Source organism: Oligella ureolytica DSM 18253 (genome assembly GCF_000373745.1).
In the GTDB taxonomy this organism is placed as follows: Bacteria; Pseudomonadota; Gammaproteobacteria; order Burkholderiales; family Burkholderiaceae_B; genus Oligella; species Oligella ureolytica.
The window spans coordinates 1-16272 of sequence record NZ_KB892293.1; the positions used below are offsets into that span (position 1 = coordinate 1).

The window sequence follows — 16272 nt, forward strand, 5'->3', positions numbered from 1 at the left end:
TCTCGTCTTCAAGCTCCTTTAGCCGTTGAGCCTCAGAAACGTCCATCCCGCCATACTTAGCGCGCCAACTATAAAACGTAGAGGCTGCAATCCCTTCTTGGCGACATAATTCGGCAACCGGTATACCTGCTTCCGCTTTCTTTAAAAGCGTAATAATCTGACTTTCTGATTTGCGTTTACTCATTGTAAAACTCCTTTTAATACATTAATTTTAAAGGAAAGTTCTACTTTAGAGCTGTATTAATTTAGGGGGTCGTTACAGACCAACAACATGCACTATTCCTTGTGCCTCATCATGCAAAGGAAAGTATTGTGCTTTAGACCACCTCATATTTTTATCGAAAGTCACAATCATCTTTTCGATATCTGCAGTAGCAGACTCTGAAGCTATTCGAGTATGTGTGGGCGCATAATGATCAGGTATTCCTAATACATGCTCAGGACATCGAACTTTTAGATTCCTAGTTCTTAAATTTTTGAAAGCATGAAATGAACCTTCGTGAATAATGTCTCGATCGATGTAAAGTAAAGAAGGACCATCTGGATAAGGTTTGCTAATTTCATGCCGTTCCCAAATCTTATCGAACATCGTTTTAGGAGCTGAAATACTCATCGTGATACCCTCGGCTTAATGAAAGCGTCTAAAATCTCAACACCATTTGCAATCCATACACCTGAATGCTCTACGATATACTCTAAAACCTCACGAACAGCTAACGAACGATATGGCACACCACTTACCCAAGCATGCAACGGAATACTAAGAATTCTAGCTCCATGACTTTGTGCCTCGTCCATTAATAAATCAAAACGATCCTTTACTTGTACAGCCCACTCATCAGCACTATGAAAGAACTCTAACTGAACCACACGATCGTCCGTTTCGTAAGCCATAGGCATGGAGTAATGCTGTCCTTCCTTAACTCTCATAACATAAGGTAAATCATCATTGGCCCAATCGCAGTTATAAAGCACTTTATTAGCGGCCAAAATATCCATAGTCTCTTCAGACTGTGCACGACCTGGTGACAACCATCCTTTTACATCTTGTCCAGAGAATTTTCTTAAAGTTGTAAGTGTTTTTTCAATTAACTCCTTCTCACCAATCATGCCGGTATAGTGCACCGCCCCCATATCACGGCCATGAGCTATCCACTCGACATCATATTGAAGTAAGTGCTCTGCTAATTCAGGATAGCGCTCTACTACTCGACTATTCATTGCAACAGAGCCTTTAATCCCTAGTTCTTTCATCATATTTAACAGTCTGAATATACCAATTCGATTTCCATAATCTCGAACTGTATAGTGACGCAGATCTGGGTAAGGCATAGTTAACGCACCAGGCGCTTTAAATGGCGCTTCTTCATGAACTAAAGGAAACCATTGCAAAATTGGCATTACCCATAAAGCTATTTTCGCGTTATTAGGTAAAACAACCGACTCTCTATCAAACATGTCTGACCATTCATAACGGTCATGATCCATACCATAACGGCGCATTGGATAAGTTAAGTATTCCGAATTTAATGTCATAGTTCCTCCGACTCTTAAGCTGGATAGTGCTCTTGATAATAATATTGAGCAATTTCTCGACCAGTAGCTAGCCAAACCTTTTCGTGTCCGGCTATATAGGCAAGCGCCTCATCAAAAGCTTTCATCCGATGAGGTTGACCGACTAAATAGGGATGCAGTGGAATACACATTACGGTGCCGCTTAACTCCCCCTCTTTATATAAGACATCGAATTGCTTTTTGATCATTTCACCGTAGTATCTAGGGGTTGCTTTATTGGTGTTATAAGCAATCGTGTCATTTAACTCTAAAGAGTAAGGCATGCTAATTAAGCGCCCTGTTTTAACATTTAAGGGGGTAGGCTGATCATCATGAAACAGATCACAAGTATAGAGAAGGCCTTCTTCAGCCAACACATCCATTGTCCAAATATTATTGGATAAAGCTGGCGCTAACCAACCCGCTAAGTCTTGGCCTGTATGTTTTTTTATAGAATGTTTGGCGTCACGGATAATCTCTATCTCTTGTTCCTGAGACATGCCATACGCATATCGTGTGTTGTATATTCCATGTGAGTAAAACTCCCAATCACGATCGGCACATGCTCGAATAATTTCAGGATGATGATCCAATAGCGCAACGTTAAGTGAAACAGAACCTCTGAAACCATGCTCATCCATCGCAGCCATCATTCTCTGCCAACCAGCACGATTACCATAATCCCGATGTGAATATGACAAAACATCTGGATACGGTTTTGGCCATGGCTGTCTGTAAGGATTTGATGGTGGGTTTAATTCATAAAACTCAATATTGGGAGCAATCCAAACTGCTATCTGTGCCTCATTTGGCCAATTAATCTTAGACCGATCTTTATATGCAGCATATTTATAAAACCCTGGATCTTCACGCTTCAAGTCCATTATGCTTGCCCCTTTTTCACAAGATAGTCATAAACCTTTTGATAAGAAACAATATCGGCATACTTAATCGCCATGTCATAAAGATTGGCAAAATGCGGGCTTTCATGTTTATCTGCTACACATTCTTCAACGACAGACACCTTATAACCATTTGAAATTGCATCAATTGCAGTAGCTCTCACACAACCCGAAGTAGAGCCACCAGTGAGAATCACAGAGTCACATTGATGCCAAACCATAAGAGAACGTAAGTGGGTTTCAAAAAACGCCGAAGCCATTCGTTTATTAATCACAATATCATTAACATAATCAACGTCTAATCGTGCATCAAGTTTCGAACGTTCCGACCCAACCTTAATGTTTTGCAATGAATCAGGAGTATCCGTGCGCGTACCCCAAACTCCACAATCTTCACCGGACTCCATGTATGCCACATAAGTCCAAACCACGGGCAACTTATTTTCTCGAAACAATTGGGTCAACTTATTTACGTAATCTAGTTGATTCTCATCAGTTTGATAGGCTGTGGCATACTTATCAGTAAGAGTATAAGAATTTTGTAAATCGATATTAATTAGAATAGGTTTATTACCAAACCCAAAGCGAGGACGAGTAGGATTTTTTTTAAGCTCTTCGAATAATTGACGGGCTGTTAAGTTTGAGGTTTTCATTATAATCTCCTAAATTTCAAGCTGTACGACTATAATGTTATATCAATATGTCATTATGACAATACTAGCAATTTCCCTTAATTTTGTGTTTTTCTCTAAAAATATGTCAAATCATTCTTTACTAACCGAAACTGAGTCGCCGCTACCGCTGTACCATAGGCTATATATCATTCTTAAAGAACAAATTAAAAATGGTAAATTTGCACCGGGAAAAACGTTACCCTCAGAAGCTGATCTGACTCAGCAATATGGAGTGAGCCGCATCACGGCAAAAAGAGCTCTAGACGAATTAGCACTGGAAGGTCTAGTACAACGCTCTCGTGGTAAAGGGACAATTGTGAGAGATGATTTTTCTAAGCGAGTAATACAAACACCTGTACAAGCTAATATTCAGGGATTGATGACAAACTTAGATAACATAAAGAAAAACACCACGATTAAAATTAATTACTTTGATTACATCCAAGCTAACGACTGGGTAAGTAAACAACTACACCTCCAGCAGGGTTCAATCGTGCAAAAAGCTACCCGTATCCGTCATATAAATAAGGTTCCTTTTTCAAAATCAACAAGCTATATTCCTGAGCAAATTGGTCGAAGCTTTACTAAATCAGATTTGCTGAATAATGCCCTTATCGATCTCCTTAAATCCACAGGCAATGAACCTAATCGCGTTGAGCAAGTTATTACTTGCACCTTAGCTGATGATAATGATGCAAAAGACCTTCAGATACTGGTTGGAGGCCCTCTTTTGAAATTTAGGCGGATATTCTTTAATAAAGAAGGCAGTGTCGTAAACTATCAAGAAATTCTCTATAGCCCAGATCATTTTGAGTACACAATGAGTTTGACTGTGGTAAATGAATAAATATCAAAACAATAAATATCCATTTATTTAGAGTAGCTGTCTTGTAATTCATTATTTATTCTGTTTGAAAAACCAACTTTTAAAAGCCCAGTTTACTAAATCAAACTGGGCTTTTATGAAGAACGTTATCTCAGCATAGGCTCATTAATTCTCTATTAGTACCTCTTTGCTATTTTGTAAAGAAAACTCTTTAACTGCAATAACAGCCTCTTCTAGCATTTCCAAACGATCTTGACCCCAGAATAGTTCACCATTAAAAACATAAGATGGGGATCCGAATACGCCTGCTTTAATCGCCTCTTCAGTGTAAGATTTATACAATTCCAACACTTTAACTTGTTGAGCGGCCTCAAGCAGTTCATCACCATCCAAACATTGCTCATTTAATATTTTTAATAATGTTTCTGTACAAGAGATATCACGCTCTTCGCACCATTCTGCTCGTAAAATCGCTTTATAAAGTTCATGGACCTCTAAACCTTGACAATTTGCCGCAATCACAATACAAGAGGCTAAGTCAGCATTAGGACACATATAAGCAGGCGTGGGGTTTACATGAATACCGAGTTTTTTACACCATCGCTTTAATTCTGTGATGCGATAAGCTTGACGCTCAGGGGCTCTTTCATTAAGCAGGATTCCACCTGTACGAATGTAAACTTCTGGCAAATCCACTGGTTTAAAACGCAACTCTAAATTGTGCTTTTCTACCAAATCTTTTAAACGATCTGCTCCAAGATAAGCCCAATCGGAATTCATCCACAAATAATAATCAATGTGTCTATTCATACTTAACCTCATTAACGACAACTTTATCTGCTATTGAAAAACGAGAGGTACCATGCATACAAAACGCACTTATAATTGCCACCAAACCAAGTGCGGTGAGATACCATATGATATATTTAGGACTGCCATCCCCATAGGCTAACAACCAAGTTGCAACTAAGGGAGCCATACCACCACCAATAGCGCCCGACACTTGCACAGAGATAGAAATCCCACTATAGCGGACCTCTGGAGGGAATTGAGCAGAGAAAAGACCACCTTGAGGCCCATATAAAGCAGCGTACACTACTCCAACGGCCACCATCATGGCTTTAATGATAGTTGCTGGATCACCGGTTTCCAAGAGGGAGAAAAATACTGCTGAATAGAATAAAATCCCTATTGCACCAAGAGTAAACACCCATTTAAAACCAATCCGATCGCCTAGCACACCGAAAATTGGCATTGTAAACATCGCAACGACAGCCCCCCACACTGTTGCATCAAGCATTACTGTACGTGGTACACCTAAGGTATTAGTGGCGTAAGCCAAACCAAAAGTAACCACGGTATAGAACCAGGTCACTTCAGCTAATCGTCCTCCTACAACGGTTAATACTTCACGTGGATAACGTCGTAATACCTCTATTGCTGGCACTTTAACTTCTTCACTTCTTTTTTTCATCACCTCAAAGTCAGGCGACTCGGCAACTTTAATGCGAATAAACCACCCTACCAATAGTAAGATAACACTAGCAATAAAAGGAATACGCCAACCCCAAGACAGCATCTGTTCTTCAGGTAATGTTGCAACCGCTCCCATTGCTAAAGAAGCTAAAATAAGTCCCGGCGCCACACCTGTTTGTGGTAGGCTGCCAAAAAAACCTTTTTTACCTTCTGGTGCATGTTCAACTGCCATCAATACCGCACCACCCCACTCACCTCCTACAGCTACTCCCTGTAAAAAACGCATTAAAACAAGCAATACTGCAGCCCAGTAACCTATACTTTCATACGATGGGATGAGTCCAATAAGGATAGTGGGGATCCCCATCAAAAACAGAGTGATAATTAGCATTGACTTGCGCCCAATCTTATCCCCAAAATGGCCAAAAATCACTCCACCTAAAGGCCGCGCAAAGAAACCAACTGAATACGTGGCAAAAGCAGCCAAAGTTCCTGTGAGCGGATCAAACTCAGGGAAAAATATTTTATTAAAAATAAGTGCAGCAGCCGTACCGTATAAGAAAAAATCATACCACTCAATCGTTGTGCCCATCATGCTGGCTGCACCGGCGGTCCAATACTCTCGGCGCGAACGTGTCACCTTTTTATTTACAATCTCAGTCATAGTCATTCCTTTCAAATTAGTAATCAAATCAACAAACTACTTAATTGATAGAGGAGGAATGCCGTGAGTTTGACGACACCAATAATCAAAGGTTGCATTCACTATTGAAGGTTTTAATAAATAATCATGTGCTTCAGCGGCTAACTCATCATCCACTGGTGTGAGTGTTCCAAAAGCTTGTGCTCGAATCTGCATACGCGCTGCACGTTCCAAATAAACCGATAAGTAAGTCGCTTCTTCACAATTAACACCCACTGTCAAATAACCATGATGAGCTAAAATAATGGCACGATTGTCGCCTAAAGCCTCAGAAATCAATACACCTTCCTGATCGGCAATTGGCACTCCGGGCCAATCAGCAAGAAAAGCACAATCATTATGTAAAGGGGTCATATCCATCTGCGAGATAACCAGAGGTTGACGCGCTGCGGCTAAAGCGGAGGCCCAAGGCGAATGGGTATGGACAATTGAATGAACATCTGGTCGAGCATCATATACCCATAGATGAAAACGAGTAGCAGGATTAGCCATCCCTTCGCCTGATAATGTATTTAAATCGCGGTCAACCTCAATAAAGTCATCAGGTGTTGCTTCATCAAAACCCAAACCAAAACGTAAGGTCCAATACGCATTCGGGCGCTCGGAACGAACACTAATTTGACCAGCCAAACCGGCTTCTTGCTCGGTCATAGCTAAAATTCTACAGGCGTAAGCCATCGTTTCTTGAAGTGTACGCTGCGCTCCATGCAAGTGTTTTTGCATGTCTTCAGTTGCTCGTTGATCAAAATAGCTTTTATCTCGTAGTTGAGTATTCATCTTCTGTCTCCAATGATGTAAATCTGATTTCTATATCGCAGAAATAGTCAATCTGCAAAAATCATTATTGTTGATATACATCAAGAGAAGCTATGGATCTAAAGTTATAGCTGTTATTCTTTGAGCTCTACAACTGAGCCGCCACCCGATTAATACAAGCTAGCAACTCTTTCATTAAAGGTGCTAAGGGTTTTTCAGCATGTCTGATTACTACAATGCTACGAGACAAAACGGGCTCTGCAATCGGTAATTTGCGCAAATCATAGCCTGCCAACAAACTATCAGGAATTCGTGACGGTAATATGCAATCGCCTACACCTGATGACACCAGTCTAAGTAATGAACCAATCGTTTCTGTTTCGGCAATCACATGTGGCGATAATCTAGCGCTATGAATCATTTTTCGTAAAGCGTAGTGAGGAGGAAAACCAACTAAACGCAAGCTTTCATCACTAATGTCTTGTGGTCCTGAACGAGGGCTGCTGCTTCTAACGACCAAGGCCATCTCATCATCAAACAATTTGCATGAATTTAAATTTCCCACGTCGACGGCTGAGTCATAAACCAACCCCAAATCTGCTTTACCACTATGAACTAACTCAACAACCTCCGGTGAACTGCGACCTAAGATAGATAAATTAACTTGCGGATAAGAACTAATAAAATTAGCTACAACATCTCCCATGAAATAATAACTTAAGGTATGTACTGTCGCTAAATGAACCGTACCACGATCGACTCCTAACTGACGCACCTCATTGATAGCTTGGTCAATTTCCCAAAAAGCAGAGCGTAACTTTTTATAAAGCAAATTACCTGCCTGCGTGAGTTCAAGACCACGACCTGTACGAATAAAAAGCTGTTGCCCTATACTATTTTCTAATGATGTCAATTGTTTACTTAAACCTGCTTGTGACTGGTCCAGTTCATCGGCTGCACTAGTTAATGAACCACATTCTGCTATCCGCAAAAAATATCTTAATTGTCTATCCAAAGCCTTGTTAGGCATACACTCCCCCTATTTCTTAATTATGATTATCTGTCCATGAATACCCTGTTGCACTTTATAGTACTTCCTATACAGAATAAAATGGATGTAATGTGCATCACCCTAACTACAAATGAGGCTCTGAAACAAGGTCTAAGACAGCAAGCTCCGTATCCTTAATAAAATATCGGCAATGACCTTCCATCATTGCCGATATCAGATATATCAAAAGAATATCTTAAAAATCAGGTAATTCTCATCACATATTCTAATGCGCAACCCCTCTCACAACAAAATGAGCAACTTCAAATAGCAAACCAAGTAAGTTATAAACTTAAATCTGGCGATAAACCTTCATTAACTAATAGTTTAGCCAACTCCTTTGATTTAGATATTAGCTCTTGAAGTGCCAGCTCTCTCTTAGCTGCATCAAAACGCGAGATTAAACCCGACACTGAGAGTGCGCCAAATATTTGATCATCGGAATCCAGCACTGGAACAGCTACTGCGGCAACATCGGGGTCGCGCTCACCTAATGAAATATAAAAACCTTGCTCTTTTATCTTTTTATTAGATTCTTTCTTATCTAAAAAAGACAATAATACATGACCCGTTGCACCTACATCCAAAGGTAGCAAAACCCCCTCTTCCAAATGATGACGCGCCGAACGTGGAGAGTTAACGCGGTACAAGCACTGACGTTTCGTGCCACTACGAACGTAGTAAGCCGCTGTTTCATTTGTCGTCCGTACTAATTCTTGCAATATGGGTCTTACCAATTGCTCTATGTCTAGAGAGTTTCGATACAGCGTGCCTAACTGAAAAACATTTTTCCCTAAGCGGTAGTTGCCTGAAGAGGTCCTTTGTATATAAGAAAAATGCTCTAGCGTACCAATTAGGCGCAAGATAGTGCTCTTGTAGTAACCAGTTTTTGACGCGATACTTGCAAGACTAAGCTCTACCTCACCTTCTTTGAACGTTTCCAATATTGAGAGCGCTCGCTGAACAGACTCCACAAGATTATTATTTTTTGTCATCATTCACTCACTTAAAATGCTAAACGCCTCTTAACTAAGGGTTTTCCTTAGAAAGAATTCGTTGCTCTTACATTTATTATAAGCTATATTTTCGTTATGCCCAACAGAACTCACATTCTGTCTAACAGAATTTAATCATAAATGGTTTAAGAGGTAATAAGTGTCAAACGTTTTAAGTGGTATACGGGTTCTCGACCTTACCAATGTTTTAGCTGGTCCTTATTCTTGTTATTTACTCGCTCAGCTTGGTGCAGAAGTAATTAAAGTAGAGAGAGCAGACTCTGGTGACTTAGCGCGGCAGTTAGGAGCAGATTCTGAATTGAATCAAAAGAAAATGGGAGTATCTTTTTTGGCACAAAATGCTGGAAAAATGTCCATGACTCTCAATTTAAAAGATCCGGTCGGTAAAGAAATTTTTAAAAAATTAGTAAAAAATTCAGATGTCGTCGTTGAAAACTTTAGAGCCGGTGTGATGAAACGGCTTGAGTTAGATTACGACTCTTTAAAAGAGATTAATCCTAAACTCATCTATTGCTCAATTTCTGGTTTTGGTCAGGATGGCCCTATGGCACCACTGCAAGCTTACGACCAAATAGTCCAGGGATTATCTGGGGTGATGAGTGTTACTGGCGATGAAGAAACAGGTCCTTTACGGGTTGGATATCCACTTTGCGACACCATAGGCGGTTTGACAGCATCATTTGCGATAAGCGCTGCACTCTATAGACGTTCTCAAACTAATCAAGGCGAAAACATTGACGTTTCAATGCTTGAATCAACGCTGAGCACAATGGGCTGGGTAGTATCAAACTGGTTAATAGCCGGTGTTGCACCGACTCGATTGGGCAATCAAAACATGACCGCGGCTCCTTCAGGTGCTTTTAAGACAAAAGACGGACTGTTAAATATTGCAGCGAATCAACAAAAACAGTTTGAACGCCTCTCTAAAATCGTTGGCCGTGAAACTTGGCTTTCAGATCCAAAGTTTAACGACAGAGAAGCACGTAAAGTAAATCGCGAAGAATTAAATAAAGAATTAGAAAATGCATTAAGCAAAAAAACTGCTAAGGAATGGGCTGCTTTATTAAACCAAAATGACGTACCTGCAGGTGAAGTGCAAAGCATTCCTGATGTTCTAGCACATCCACAAGTAGAAGCTCGTGACTTTATCCAAAAAATCAGTAATGAGCAAGGACACGAGATAAACGTCGTAAGAGCAGGATTCAAACTCAGCTCAGGCGACCCTAAGCTTAATAGTTACCCCCCGGAACTAGGACAACATACAGAAGAACTGCTCCTTGAGCTTGGCTATAGCAGTGATGATTTGTCCTATTTCAAACAAGCGCAAATCATTTAGGAAAAAATATGTCATTACACAATAACAGTGATAAACAACAAGCTGCAGACTGGTGGTCAACAAACATTATTCAAATGTCACCCGGTCACATAAATTTTCACGGTACCCCTATTGAGAAATTGATTGGTAAAGTAAGTTTCACCTCAATGATTTGGTTCATGCTTAGGGGTGATTTACCTAATTCAGGACAAGAAGACTTATTCAATGCTGCTCTAATGTCTAGCGTTGATCATGGCCCTCAAGCTCCGAGTATAGCCATTGCCCGTATGGCTTCAACGTGTGGTGTCGGCATTAATAACGCGATGGCATCAGCCATTAATGTTCTAGGCGATGTTCACGGCGGTGCAGGCGAGCAATGTTTACAGTTATTTCAAACTATTCAGACGCAGATTGATGCAGGCATTGAACTACGAATAGCCACACAAGAAGTTCTTGAGTCTTATTTTAGTAGCGGAAACAAGTATGTTCCTGGCTATGGGCACCGCTTCCACCCCATTGATCCGCGCTCAGCCCCCCTTCTTCAGTTATTAGAAAAAACCGAACATAATCAAACGGTTACAGGCAACTATTCGGCTATCGCAAAAACGGTTGAATTAACGATCGCCAAGATTAAAAACAAACATATTCCAATCAACATAGACGGCGCAACTGCCGCTATTTATGGTGCACTAGGATTTCCAGCGGAACTATGTCGAGGTCTATTTATTTTATCTCGCTCTGTCGGTATTTTGGCCCATGCTTGGGAACAACAACAAGAACCTACTCGCAATAAAGGCCCTTTACCCAAAGGTTGGCTATGGACTTATACAGGTAAAGATAGCAACAGCACAGAAATAAAAGAGGTAGTTAATCGTGAGCTTTAATGTACTAATTACCGCCCGAACAATTGACAATGAGGCTATTTCTCTACTAGAAAATGCGGGAATGAGCTTACATTTTTTAAGCACGAGTGACCAGCATGCGGAAATGCGTAACTTGCTTAAAACTCAGCCAATAAACGCAATTCTGTCAAGAACTCTCACCTTATCAGCTGATCTTTTAAAGTTAAACCCCGACTTAAAAATCATTGCAAGACACGGGGTCGGTTTTGATAACGTCGACATAGAAACGGCAACAAGCTTAGGGATTCCCGTCGTCAATACGCCTGGCACAAACGCCCAAAGTGTTGCTGAACTTGTTTTTGGACTGCTTTTATCATGTGCAAGAAATCTAGCTAATTCAACTCAAGAGGTCAAACAGCTAATTTGGGATAGGCAAAACCAAGGCCTTGAACTGCAAGGCAAAACCTTAGGCTTAGTCGGATTCGGTCGTATCGCTCAAAAGGTAGCAAATATTGCTAAAGGATTTGGTATGGAAGTCATTGCCTACGATCCTTATTGCAAAAATACAGACTTTCAGCTTTGTCCAACACTTGAGTCCTTATTAGAGCAGTCTGACGTCGTTTCTTTACATTGCCCTGCTAAAGAAGACGGCACTCCTTTATTAAGCTCGACTGAATTTTCTTGGATGAAGAAAAGCGCCGTTCTTATTAATACTGCTAGAGGTAGCTTAATTGACGAATCAGCTCTTTCTGCATCACTAAATAACGGACATATAAAAGCAGTCGGTTTAGACACTCTTTCAAGTGAACCACCGGCAGAAAACAATCCACTGTTGAAGCATCAAAATATTGTTTTTAGTCCTCACATAGGAGGCAACACTGATAATTCTCTAAGACAAACGGCAACCTCAGCGGCTAAACAAATTATTGATTATTTAACCAAGAATCATATCGATACAGACTGTTTAGTAAATCCACTTTTTAAGGTTCATCAAACACATGAATAATCATCTTCTTAATGCACAAAATGCTGACTGGCCTATAGGTTTTATTATGAAGCCAAGAGTCTCAGTTATTAATAAAGAACTCATCCAACAGTATCAATCTATCGCTACTGCGCTTATAAGTGACTGCTTAGGTCGTCATCACGGAAGTATAGGCCTAAAGGATTATCATCAGGCCTTACTTCATGGTGGACTCTGCGGCAATGCTGTCACAGTAAGACTTAGGCCTGGCGACAACCTCATGTTGCATGCCGCCATTTTGAGTGCAGAAGAAGGTGACGTCATTGTTGTAGATGGTGGCGGCGATGTATCCACTGCCGTCATCGGTGGCTTAATGCGCACAACGGCAATAAAGAAAAAAATTGCTGGCTTCGTGATTGATGGAGCAATCCGAGATCTTGACGAATGGTCCCAAGGCGAAATGCCAGTCTATGCAAAAGGACATACACATCGCGGACCAAGTAAAGATGGACCGGGAGAACTAAACACGCCGATCGCATGCGCAGGCATGAATGTAAACCCAGGAGACTTGATTGTCGCTGATGCCGATGGTGTCGTGTGCGTAGCAGCAGAAATGGCAGAAGCATTGCTACCACGTTGCTTACAAAAAAGCGAGCATGAAGAAAAAATTCGTCAACAAAACCAGGCTGGCACACCCGATGTTGAACGTTTTTTAAACCTATTAAAACAAAAAAAATGCCCACTCTAGCTTTTATACATTTAGGAGATAACAATGAAAGCAAACAAAATCAAAATTCTATTAGGCGGCTTCTTAACGAGCATATCGTTGCAGGCAGCTGTTGCAGACTATCCTAGCAAAGCGATTAACTTTGTGGTCCCATACCCACCAGGTGGCGGAACAGACATTTCTTCAAGATTACTAACTGATAAACTCTCAAAATTAAAAAGCTGGAATTTTATTGTAGAAAATAAAGCCGGTGCAGCTGGTAGTGTAGGGATCGCCTATATTGCACGACAAAAGCCTGATGGTTATCAAATAGCAATGGGTCAAACTTCTAACCTGACAATTAACCCAAATCTGAATAAAGCGATCACTTACAACCCATTAGAAGACTTTACTCCGATAACTATTGTAGGTTCACAGCCGACAGTGGTTGTCGTCGCTAATAATTCTCAATACACCAACTTCGAAGAAATACTGGCAGATGCAAAAAATGGAAAAACTCTAACTATGGGTACACCGGGCATTGGAACAGTAAGTCATCTCAGTATTGAGTACCTAGCCCAACTGGCAGACATAAAAATACGCCACATTCCTTACCCTGGCGCTACCCCGGCAATTACTGAGGCGATGGGAGGACACTTAAGTTTTGCAGCGACTAGTCTACCAAGTGCTTTATCGCACATCCGTGCCGGTACGATGCGCCCATTAATCGTGACATCTAAAGAACGCAATCAAGCCCTACCTGATGTTCCCACCGTGGCTGAATTAGGATTTGATGATTTCAATGTGATCGAATGGAAAGCGGTTATTGGCCCAGCAGGCATGAAAGATTCAGAAGTCAATACGTTAAACCAAGCCATCAATGAAGCATTAGTCGACCCAGAATTCATTGAAGCCATGAGACGAGAAGGAAGTGACCCAGTTGGAGGGTCTTCAGAGGAGTTTCGTAAACTTTTAGAAGATGAATATGTTCGTTGGAAAGAAGTTTCAGAAAACGCTGGTTTAATTAAATAAATACTTTTCACCGCTACTTCTCAACAAAAAGTAGTGGTGACAGTTGTTACGGATGAGGTTTATTCCATGAAACATAATGATTTAATGGAAATAACAGTAGGTATCTTTTTTTTGATACTCGGATTAGCAATGTTTTTCTATGCTAGGAACCATTACGAGGTAGGTGAACTAAGTCAAATGGGCCCCGGTTTCTTCCCTAGTGCCTTGGGCATTATTATGGCAGTTTTAGGGGGTTTAATCAGTATTAGTGGTATTGGAACCAGTGTTAAAGCAAGAGACTTGAACTATAAGCCAGCGGCATTAATCACTTTGAGCATAATAGCATTTGCCTTTTTGATTGAAACTATTGGCGCTTTAATTGCTATTGCAGCTTTAGTTTTTATTTCAACTGCTACTGAAAACAAATTAAATTGGCGCAAAAAACTCATCTTATTCATTGCCTTATTTATTATTGCTTTATTGGTTTTTAAGGTATCACTAGGAATGAATTTTAGTCTTATTAAAGGAGTCCTTTAATGGATTTACTGTCCAATGCTTTATTAGGCCTAGGGGTTGCCCTCTCATTCAACAACCTACTCTATTGCTTCTTAGGGGTTTTAATAGGAACTTTTCTGGGTGTTATTCCAGGTGTTGGTGTGTTAGCAGCCATTTCAATGCTGTTTCCAATCACTTTTCACATGGAGCCTACAACCGCACTAATTATGCTAGCAGGCATCTGGTATGGTACAACGTTTGGTGGTAGCACCACATCCATCTTACTAAATGTACCCGGCACACCTAGTAATGCAGTTACCTGCTTAGATGGTTACCCAATGGCGAAACAAGGTCGAGCTGGTGTGGCTTTGTTTATGACTACTATGGCCTCTTTAATCGGCTGCCTATTTGGTCTTTTAATACTCATGTTCTTTTCTCCAATCATAGCGAATTATGCGATTTCATTTGCCGCACCAGAATATTTTGCTTTGATGGTTCTCGGATTAGTAGCTGCTACGAGTATTTCTAATGGTTCTTTTTTTAAGGGTCTGCTTATGGTCGTGTTAGGCATCGCCATAGGTGTTGTCGGTACAGATATTTATACCGGTAGCCCCAGATTCGTTTTTGGAATACTAGACTTAAGTGATGGCGTTAGTCTAATTGCATTAGCAATGGGGGTATTCGGTGCAACTGAGGTAATTGCAAGTATTGGCAAAGTAAATACACAGAAATTAAAAACCGAAAAAATAACGCTAAAAAGCATGTTACCCACTAAAAGTGATGTTAATAAATCGTGGGGACCAATGGCTAGAGGTTCAGGTATTGGCACTTTTTTTGGCACCCTGCCTGGCACCGGTCCTTCTTTAGCTGCTTTTGTATCTTACGCCATTGAAAAACGAGTATCTAAAACCCCTGAGCGTTTTGGTCATGGCGCTATTGAAGGAATTATGGCACCAGAGACTTCCAACAGCTCTGCTGATATAACATCTTTTATCCCTACGCTTACACTAGGAATACCGGGCAGTCCAACCATGGCACTTATGCTAGGGGCATTGATGATCCACGGAATTGCACCGGGCCCACAACTTATGACAGAGCAGCCTGAATTATTCTGGGGCTTAATCATGAGTTTTTGGATCGGAAATATATTATTAGTCCTTTTAAATATTCCACTAATTGGTTTATGGGTGCGTATTTTAACCGTGCCATATCATTATCTATTTCCTGCTGTACTTATGTTTATCTGCTTGGGCACATACAGCGTTAATTACAGTATTGTAGATATATTATTGGTTGCCGGTTTCGGTCTTGGAGGATATATCCTACGAGCTTTCTACTACCCGATGGCTCCATTAATCTTAGGATTTGTGTTAGGTCCTCTAATTGAACAAAACTTTCGACGCGCAATGTTGCTATCAGATGGCAGTTTTACTACCTTTATTGAACGACCGATTAGTTTAGTTATTTTAATAATTACATTAGCTTTAATGCTATGGGGAGTTTGGTCAACAATAAAACAAAAGAGAAAATTAAAAGCTTTTAATACAATAAAGAATGCTGCTTAATCTTTGAGCTACAAATTGTTGCTGACATGCTTAATTCTATTCAGAATTAAGCATGTTTTACTTCATGAAACTGAGTTTTCATAGATAAATAATCTCTAGCTCTTCCACTCTATACGTAAGGCACTAACAGCATAGACAATCACCTCAGAAATCAATCGTATTAATTACCCCAACACCAATCTGATCAAACATTAAACAAACAACAACTAACACTTACAAATCAATCAATTAAAAGACTATTTCAAAGTTATTAATCGACTTATTCACAATTATTGTGAATAACTTACTTGCTTAGTTTTACATGTTGAAAACTTTTTATATTTATTCACAGCAATTAATTTTTGTCTAATCGAAAAGGTGATTTTGTCGTAATTTAGATGGTGTTAGTTAACTCCCGGATATCACAGCAACGTCAT

The 16272-nt window shown here is 40.3% G+C and carries 18 protein-coding genes; 8 read left to right on the top strand and 10 right to left on the bottom strand.

Annotation, left to right across the window (positions count from 1 at the left end; genetic code table 11):
* The 5 genes from B092_RS0105035 to B092_RS0105055 form a co-directional block, all read right to left on the bottom strand.
* A partial coding sequence (locus B092_RS0105035) for a transposase (protein ID WP_018574159.1) occupies window positions 1-184 on the bottom strand: 184 nt, incomplete at its 3' end.
* A gap of 72 nt (window positions 185-256) precedes the next feature.
* Window positions 257-613, bottom strand: coding sequence for an aconitase family protein (locus B092_RS0105040; RefSeq protein ID WP_018574160.1), 357 nt, complete (start codon window positions 611-613; stop codon window positions 257-259).
* Window positions 610-1536, bottom strand: a complete 927-nt coding sequence (locus B092_RS0105045) for a polysaccharide deacetylase family protein (RefSeq protein WP_026253613.1) — start codon at window positions 1534-1536, stop codon at window positions 610-612. The genes B092_RS0105040 and B092_RS0105045 overlap by 4 nt, the downstream gene beginning before the upstream one ends.
* A gap of 14 nt (window positions 1537-1550) precedes the next feature.
* The gene (locus tag B092_RS0105050; protein WP_018574162.1) at window positions 1551-2438 is read right to left on the bottom strand and encodes a polysaccharide deacetylase family protein; all 888 of its coding nucleotides are present in this window, start codon (window positions 2436-2438) and stop codon (window positions 1551-1553) included.
* Complete coding sequence (locus tag B092_RS0105055; RefSeq protein WP_018574163.1) at window positions 2438-3109, bottom strand: isochorismatase family protein; 672 nt, start codon at window positions 3107-3109, stop codon at window positions 2438-2440. Before B092_RS0105055 ends, B092_RS0105050 begins: the two co-directional genes overlap by 1 nt.
* 34 nt (window positions 3110-3143) lie before the next feature.
* On the opposite strand from B092_RS0105055, the gene B092_RS0105060 reads away from it, so the two are divergent.
* Entirely contained in the window at window positions 3144-3977 is an 834-nt protein-coding gene (locus B092_RS0105060) for a GntR family transcriptional regulator (RefSeq protein ID WP_018574164.1), read from the top strand.
* 144 nt (window positions 3978-4121) lie between these two features.
* Here the strand turns inward: B092_RS0105060 and B092_RS0105065 are convergent, their stop codons facing one another.
* The 5 genes from B092_RS0105065 to B092_RS13745 all read right to left on the bottom strand — a co-directional run bounded on the left by B092_RS0105065 (window position 4122) and on the right by B092_RS13745 (window position 8940).
* Window positions 4122-4766 carry a 2-hydroxychromene-2-carboxylate isomerase gene (locus B092_RS0105065; protein WP_018574165.1) on the bottom strand — a complete coding sequence of 215 codons (645 nt, stop codon included), beginning with the start codon at window positions 4764-4766 and terminating at the stop codon, window positions 4122-4124.
* Window positions 4759-6096: an MFS transporter gene (locus tag B092_RS0105070; protein ID WP_018574166.1), complete on the bottom strand. Its 1338-nt coding sequence runs from the start codon at window positions 6094-6096 to the stop codon at window positions 4759-4761. The genes B092_RS0105065 and B092_RS0105070 overlap by 8 nt, the downstream gene beginning before the upstream one ends.
* A gap of 36 nt (window positions 6097-6132) precedes the next feature.
* The gene (locus tag B092_RS0105075; RefSeq protein WP_018574167.1) at window positions 6133-6912 is read right to left on the bottom strand and encodes an aldolase; all 780 of its coding nucleotides are present in this window, start codon (window positions 6910-6912) and stop codon (window positions 6133-6135) included.
* A gap of 127 nt (window positions 6913-7039) precedes the next feature.
* Window positions 7040-7921, bottom strand: coding sequence for a LysR family transcriptional regulator (locus B092_RS0105080; protein ID WP_018574168.1), 882 nt, complete (start codon window positions 7919-7921; stop codon window positions 7040-7042).
* Between the two features lie 305 nt (window positions 7922-8226).
* Window positions 8227-8940 (bottom strand): IclR family transcriptional regulator, encoded by a 714-nt coding sequence (locus tag B092_RS13745; RefSeq protein WP_018574169.1) that lies wholly within the window; start codon window positions 8938-8940, stop codon window positions 8227-8229.
* Window positions 8941-9097: 157 nt separating this feature from the next.
* On the opposite strand from B092_RS13745, the gene B092_RS0105090 reads away from it, so the two are divergent.
* The 7 genes from B092_RS0105090 (at window position 9098) to B092_RS0105120 (ending at window position 15856) form a co-directional block, all read left to right on the top strand.
* Window positions 9098-10294, top strand: a complete 1197-nt coding sequence (locus B092_RS0105090; protein WP_018574170.1) for a CaiB/BaiF CoA transferase family protein — start codon at window positions 9098-9100, stop codon at window positions 10292-10294.
* An 8-nt stretch (window positions 10295-10302) separates the two neighbouring features.
* Complete coding sequence (locus B092_RS0105095; protein ID WP_018574171.1) at window positions 10303-11157, top strand: citryl-CoA lyase; 855 nt, start codon at window positions 10303-10305, stop codon at window positions 11155-11157.
* Window positions 11147-12121, top strand: a complete 975-nt coding sequence (locus B092_RS0105100; protein WP_018574172.1) for a phosphoglycerate dehydrogenase — start codon at window positions 11147-11149, stop codon at window positions 12119-12121. The genes B092_RS0105095 and B092_RS0105100 overlap by 11 nt, the downstream gene beginning before the upstream one ends.
* A gap of 46 nt (window positions 12122-12167) precedes the next feature.
* Window positions 12168-12827: an RraA family protein gene (locus tag B092_RS0105105; RefSeq protein ID WP_232244214.1), complete on the top strand. Its 660-nt coding sequence runs from the start codon at window positions 12168-12170 to the stop codon at window positions 12825-12827.
* Window positions 12828-12851: 24 nt separating this feature from the next.
* Window positions 12852-13817: a Bug family tripartite tricarboxylate transporter substrate binding protein gene (locus B092_RS0105110; protein ID WP_018574174.1), complete on the top strand. Its 966-nt coding sequence runs from the start codon at window positions 12852-12854 to the stop codon at window positions 13815-13817.
* 66 nt (window positions 13818-13883) lie between these two features.
* Window positions 13884-14333, top strand: coding sequence for a tripartite tricarboxylate transporter TctB family protein (locus B092_RS0105115; protein WP_018574175.1), 450 nt, complete (start codon window positions 13884-13886; stop codon window positions 14331-14333).
* Window positions 14333-15856, top strand: a complete 1524-nt coding sequence (locus tag B092_RS0105120; RefSeq protein WP_018574176.1) for a tripartite tricarboxylate transporter permease — start codon at window positions 14333-14335, stop codon at window positions 15854-15856. The genes B092_RS0105115 and B092_RS0105120 overlap by 1 nt, the downstream gene beginning before the upstream one ends.
* Window positions 15857-16272 lie beyond the last annotated feature (416 nt).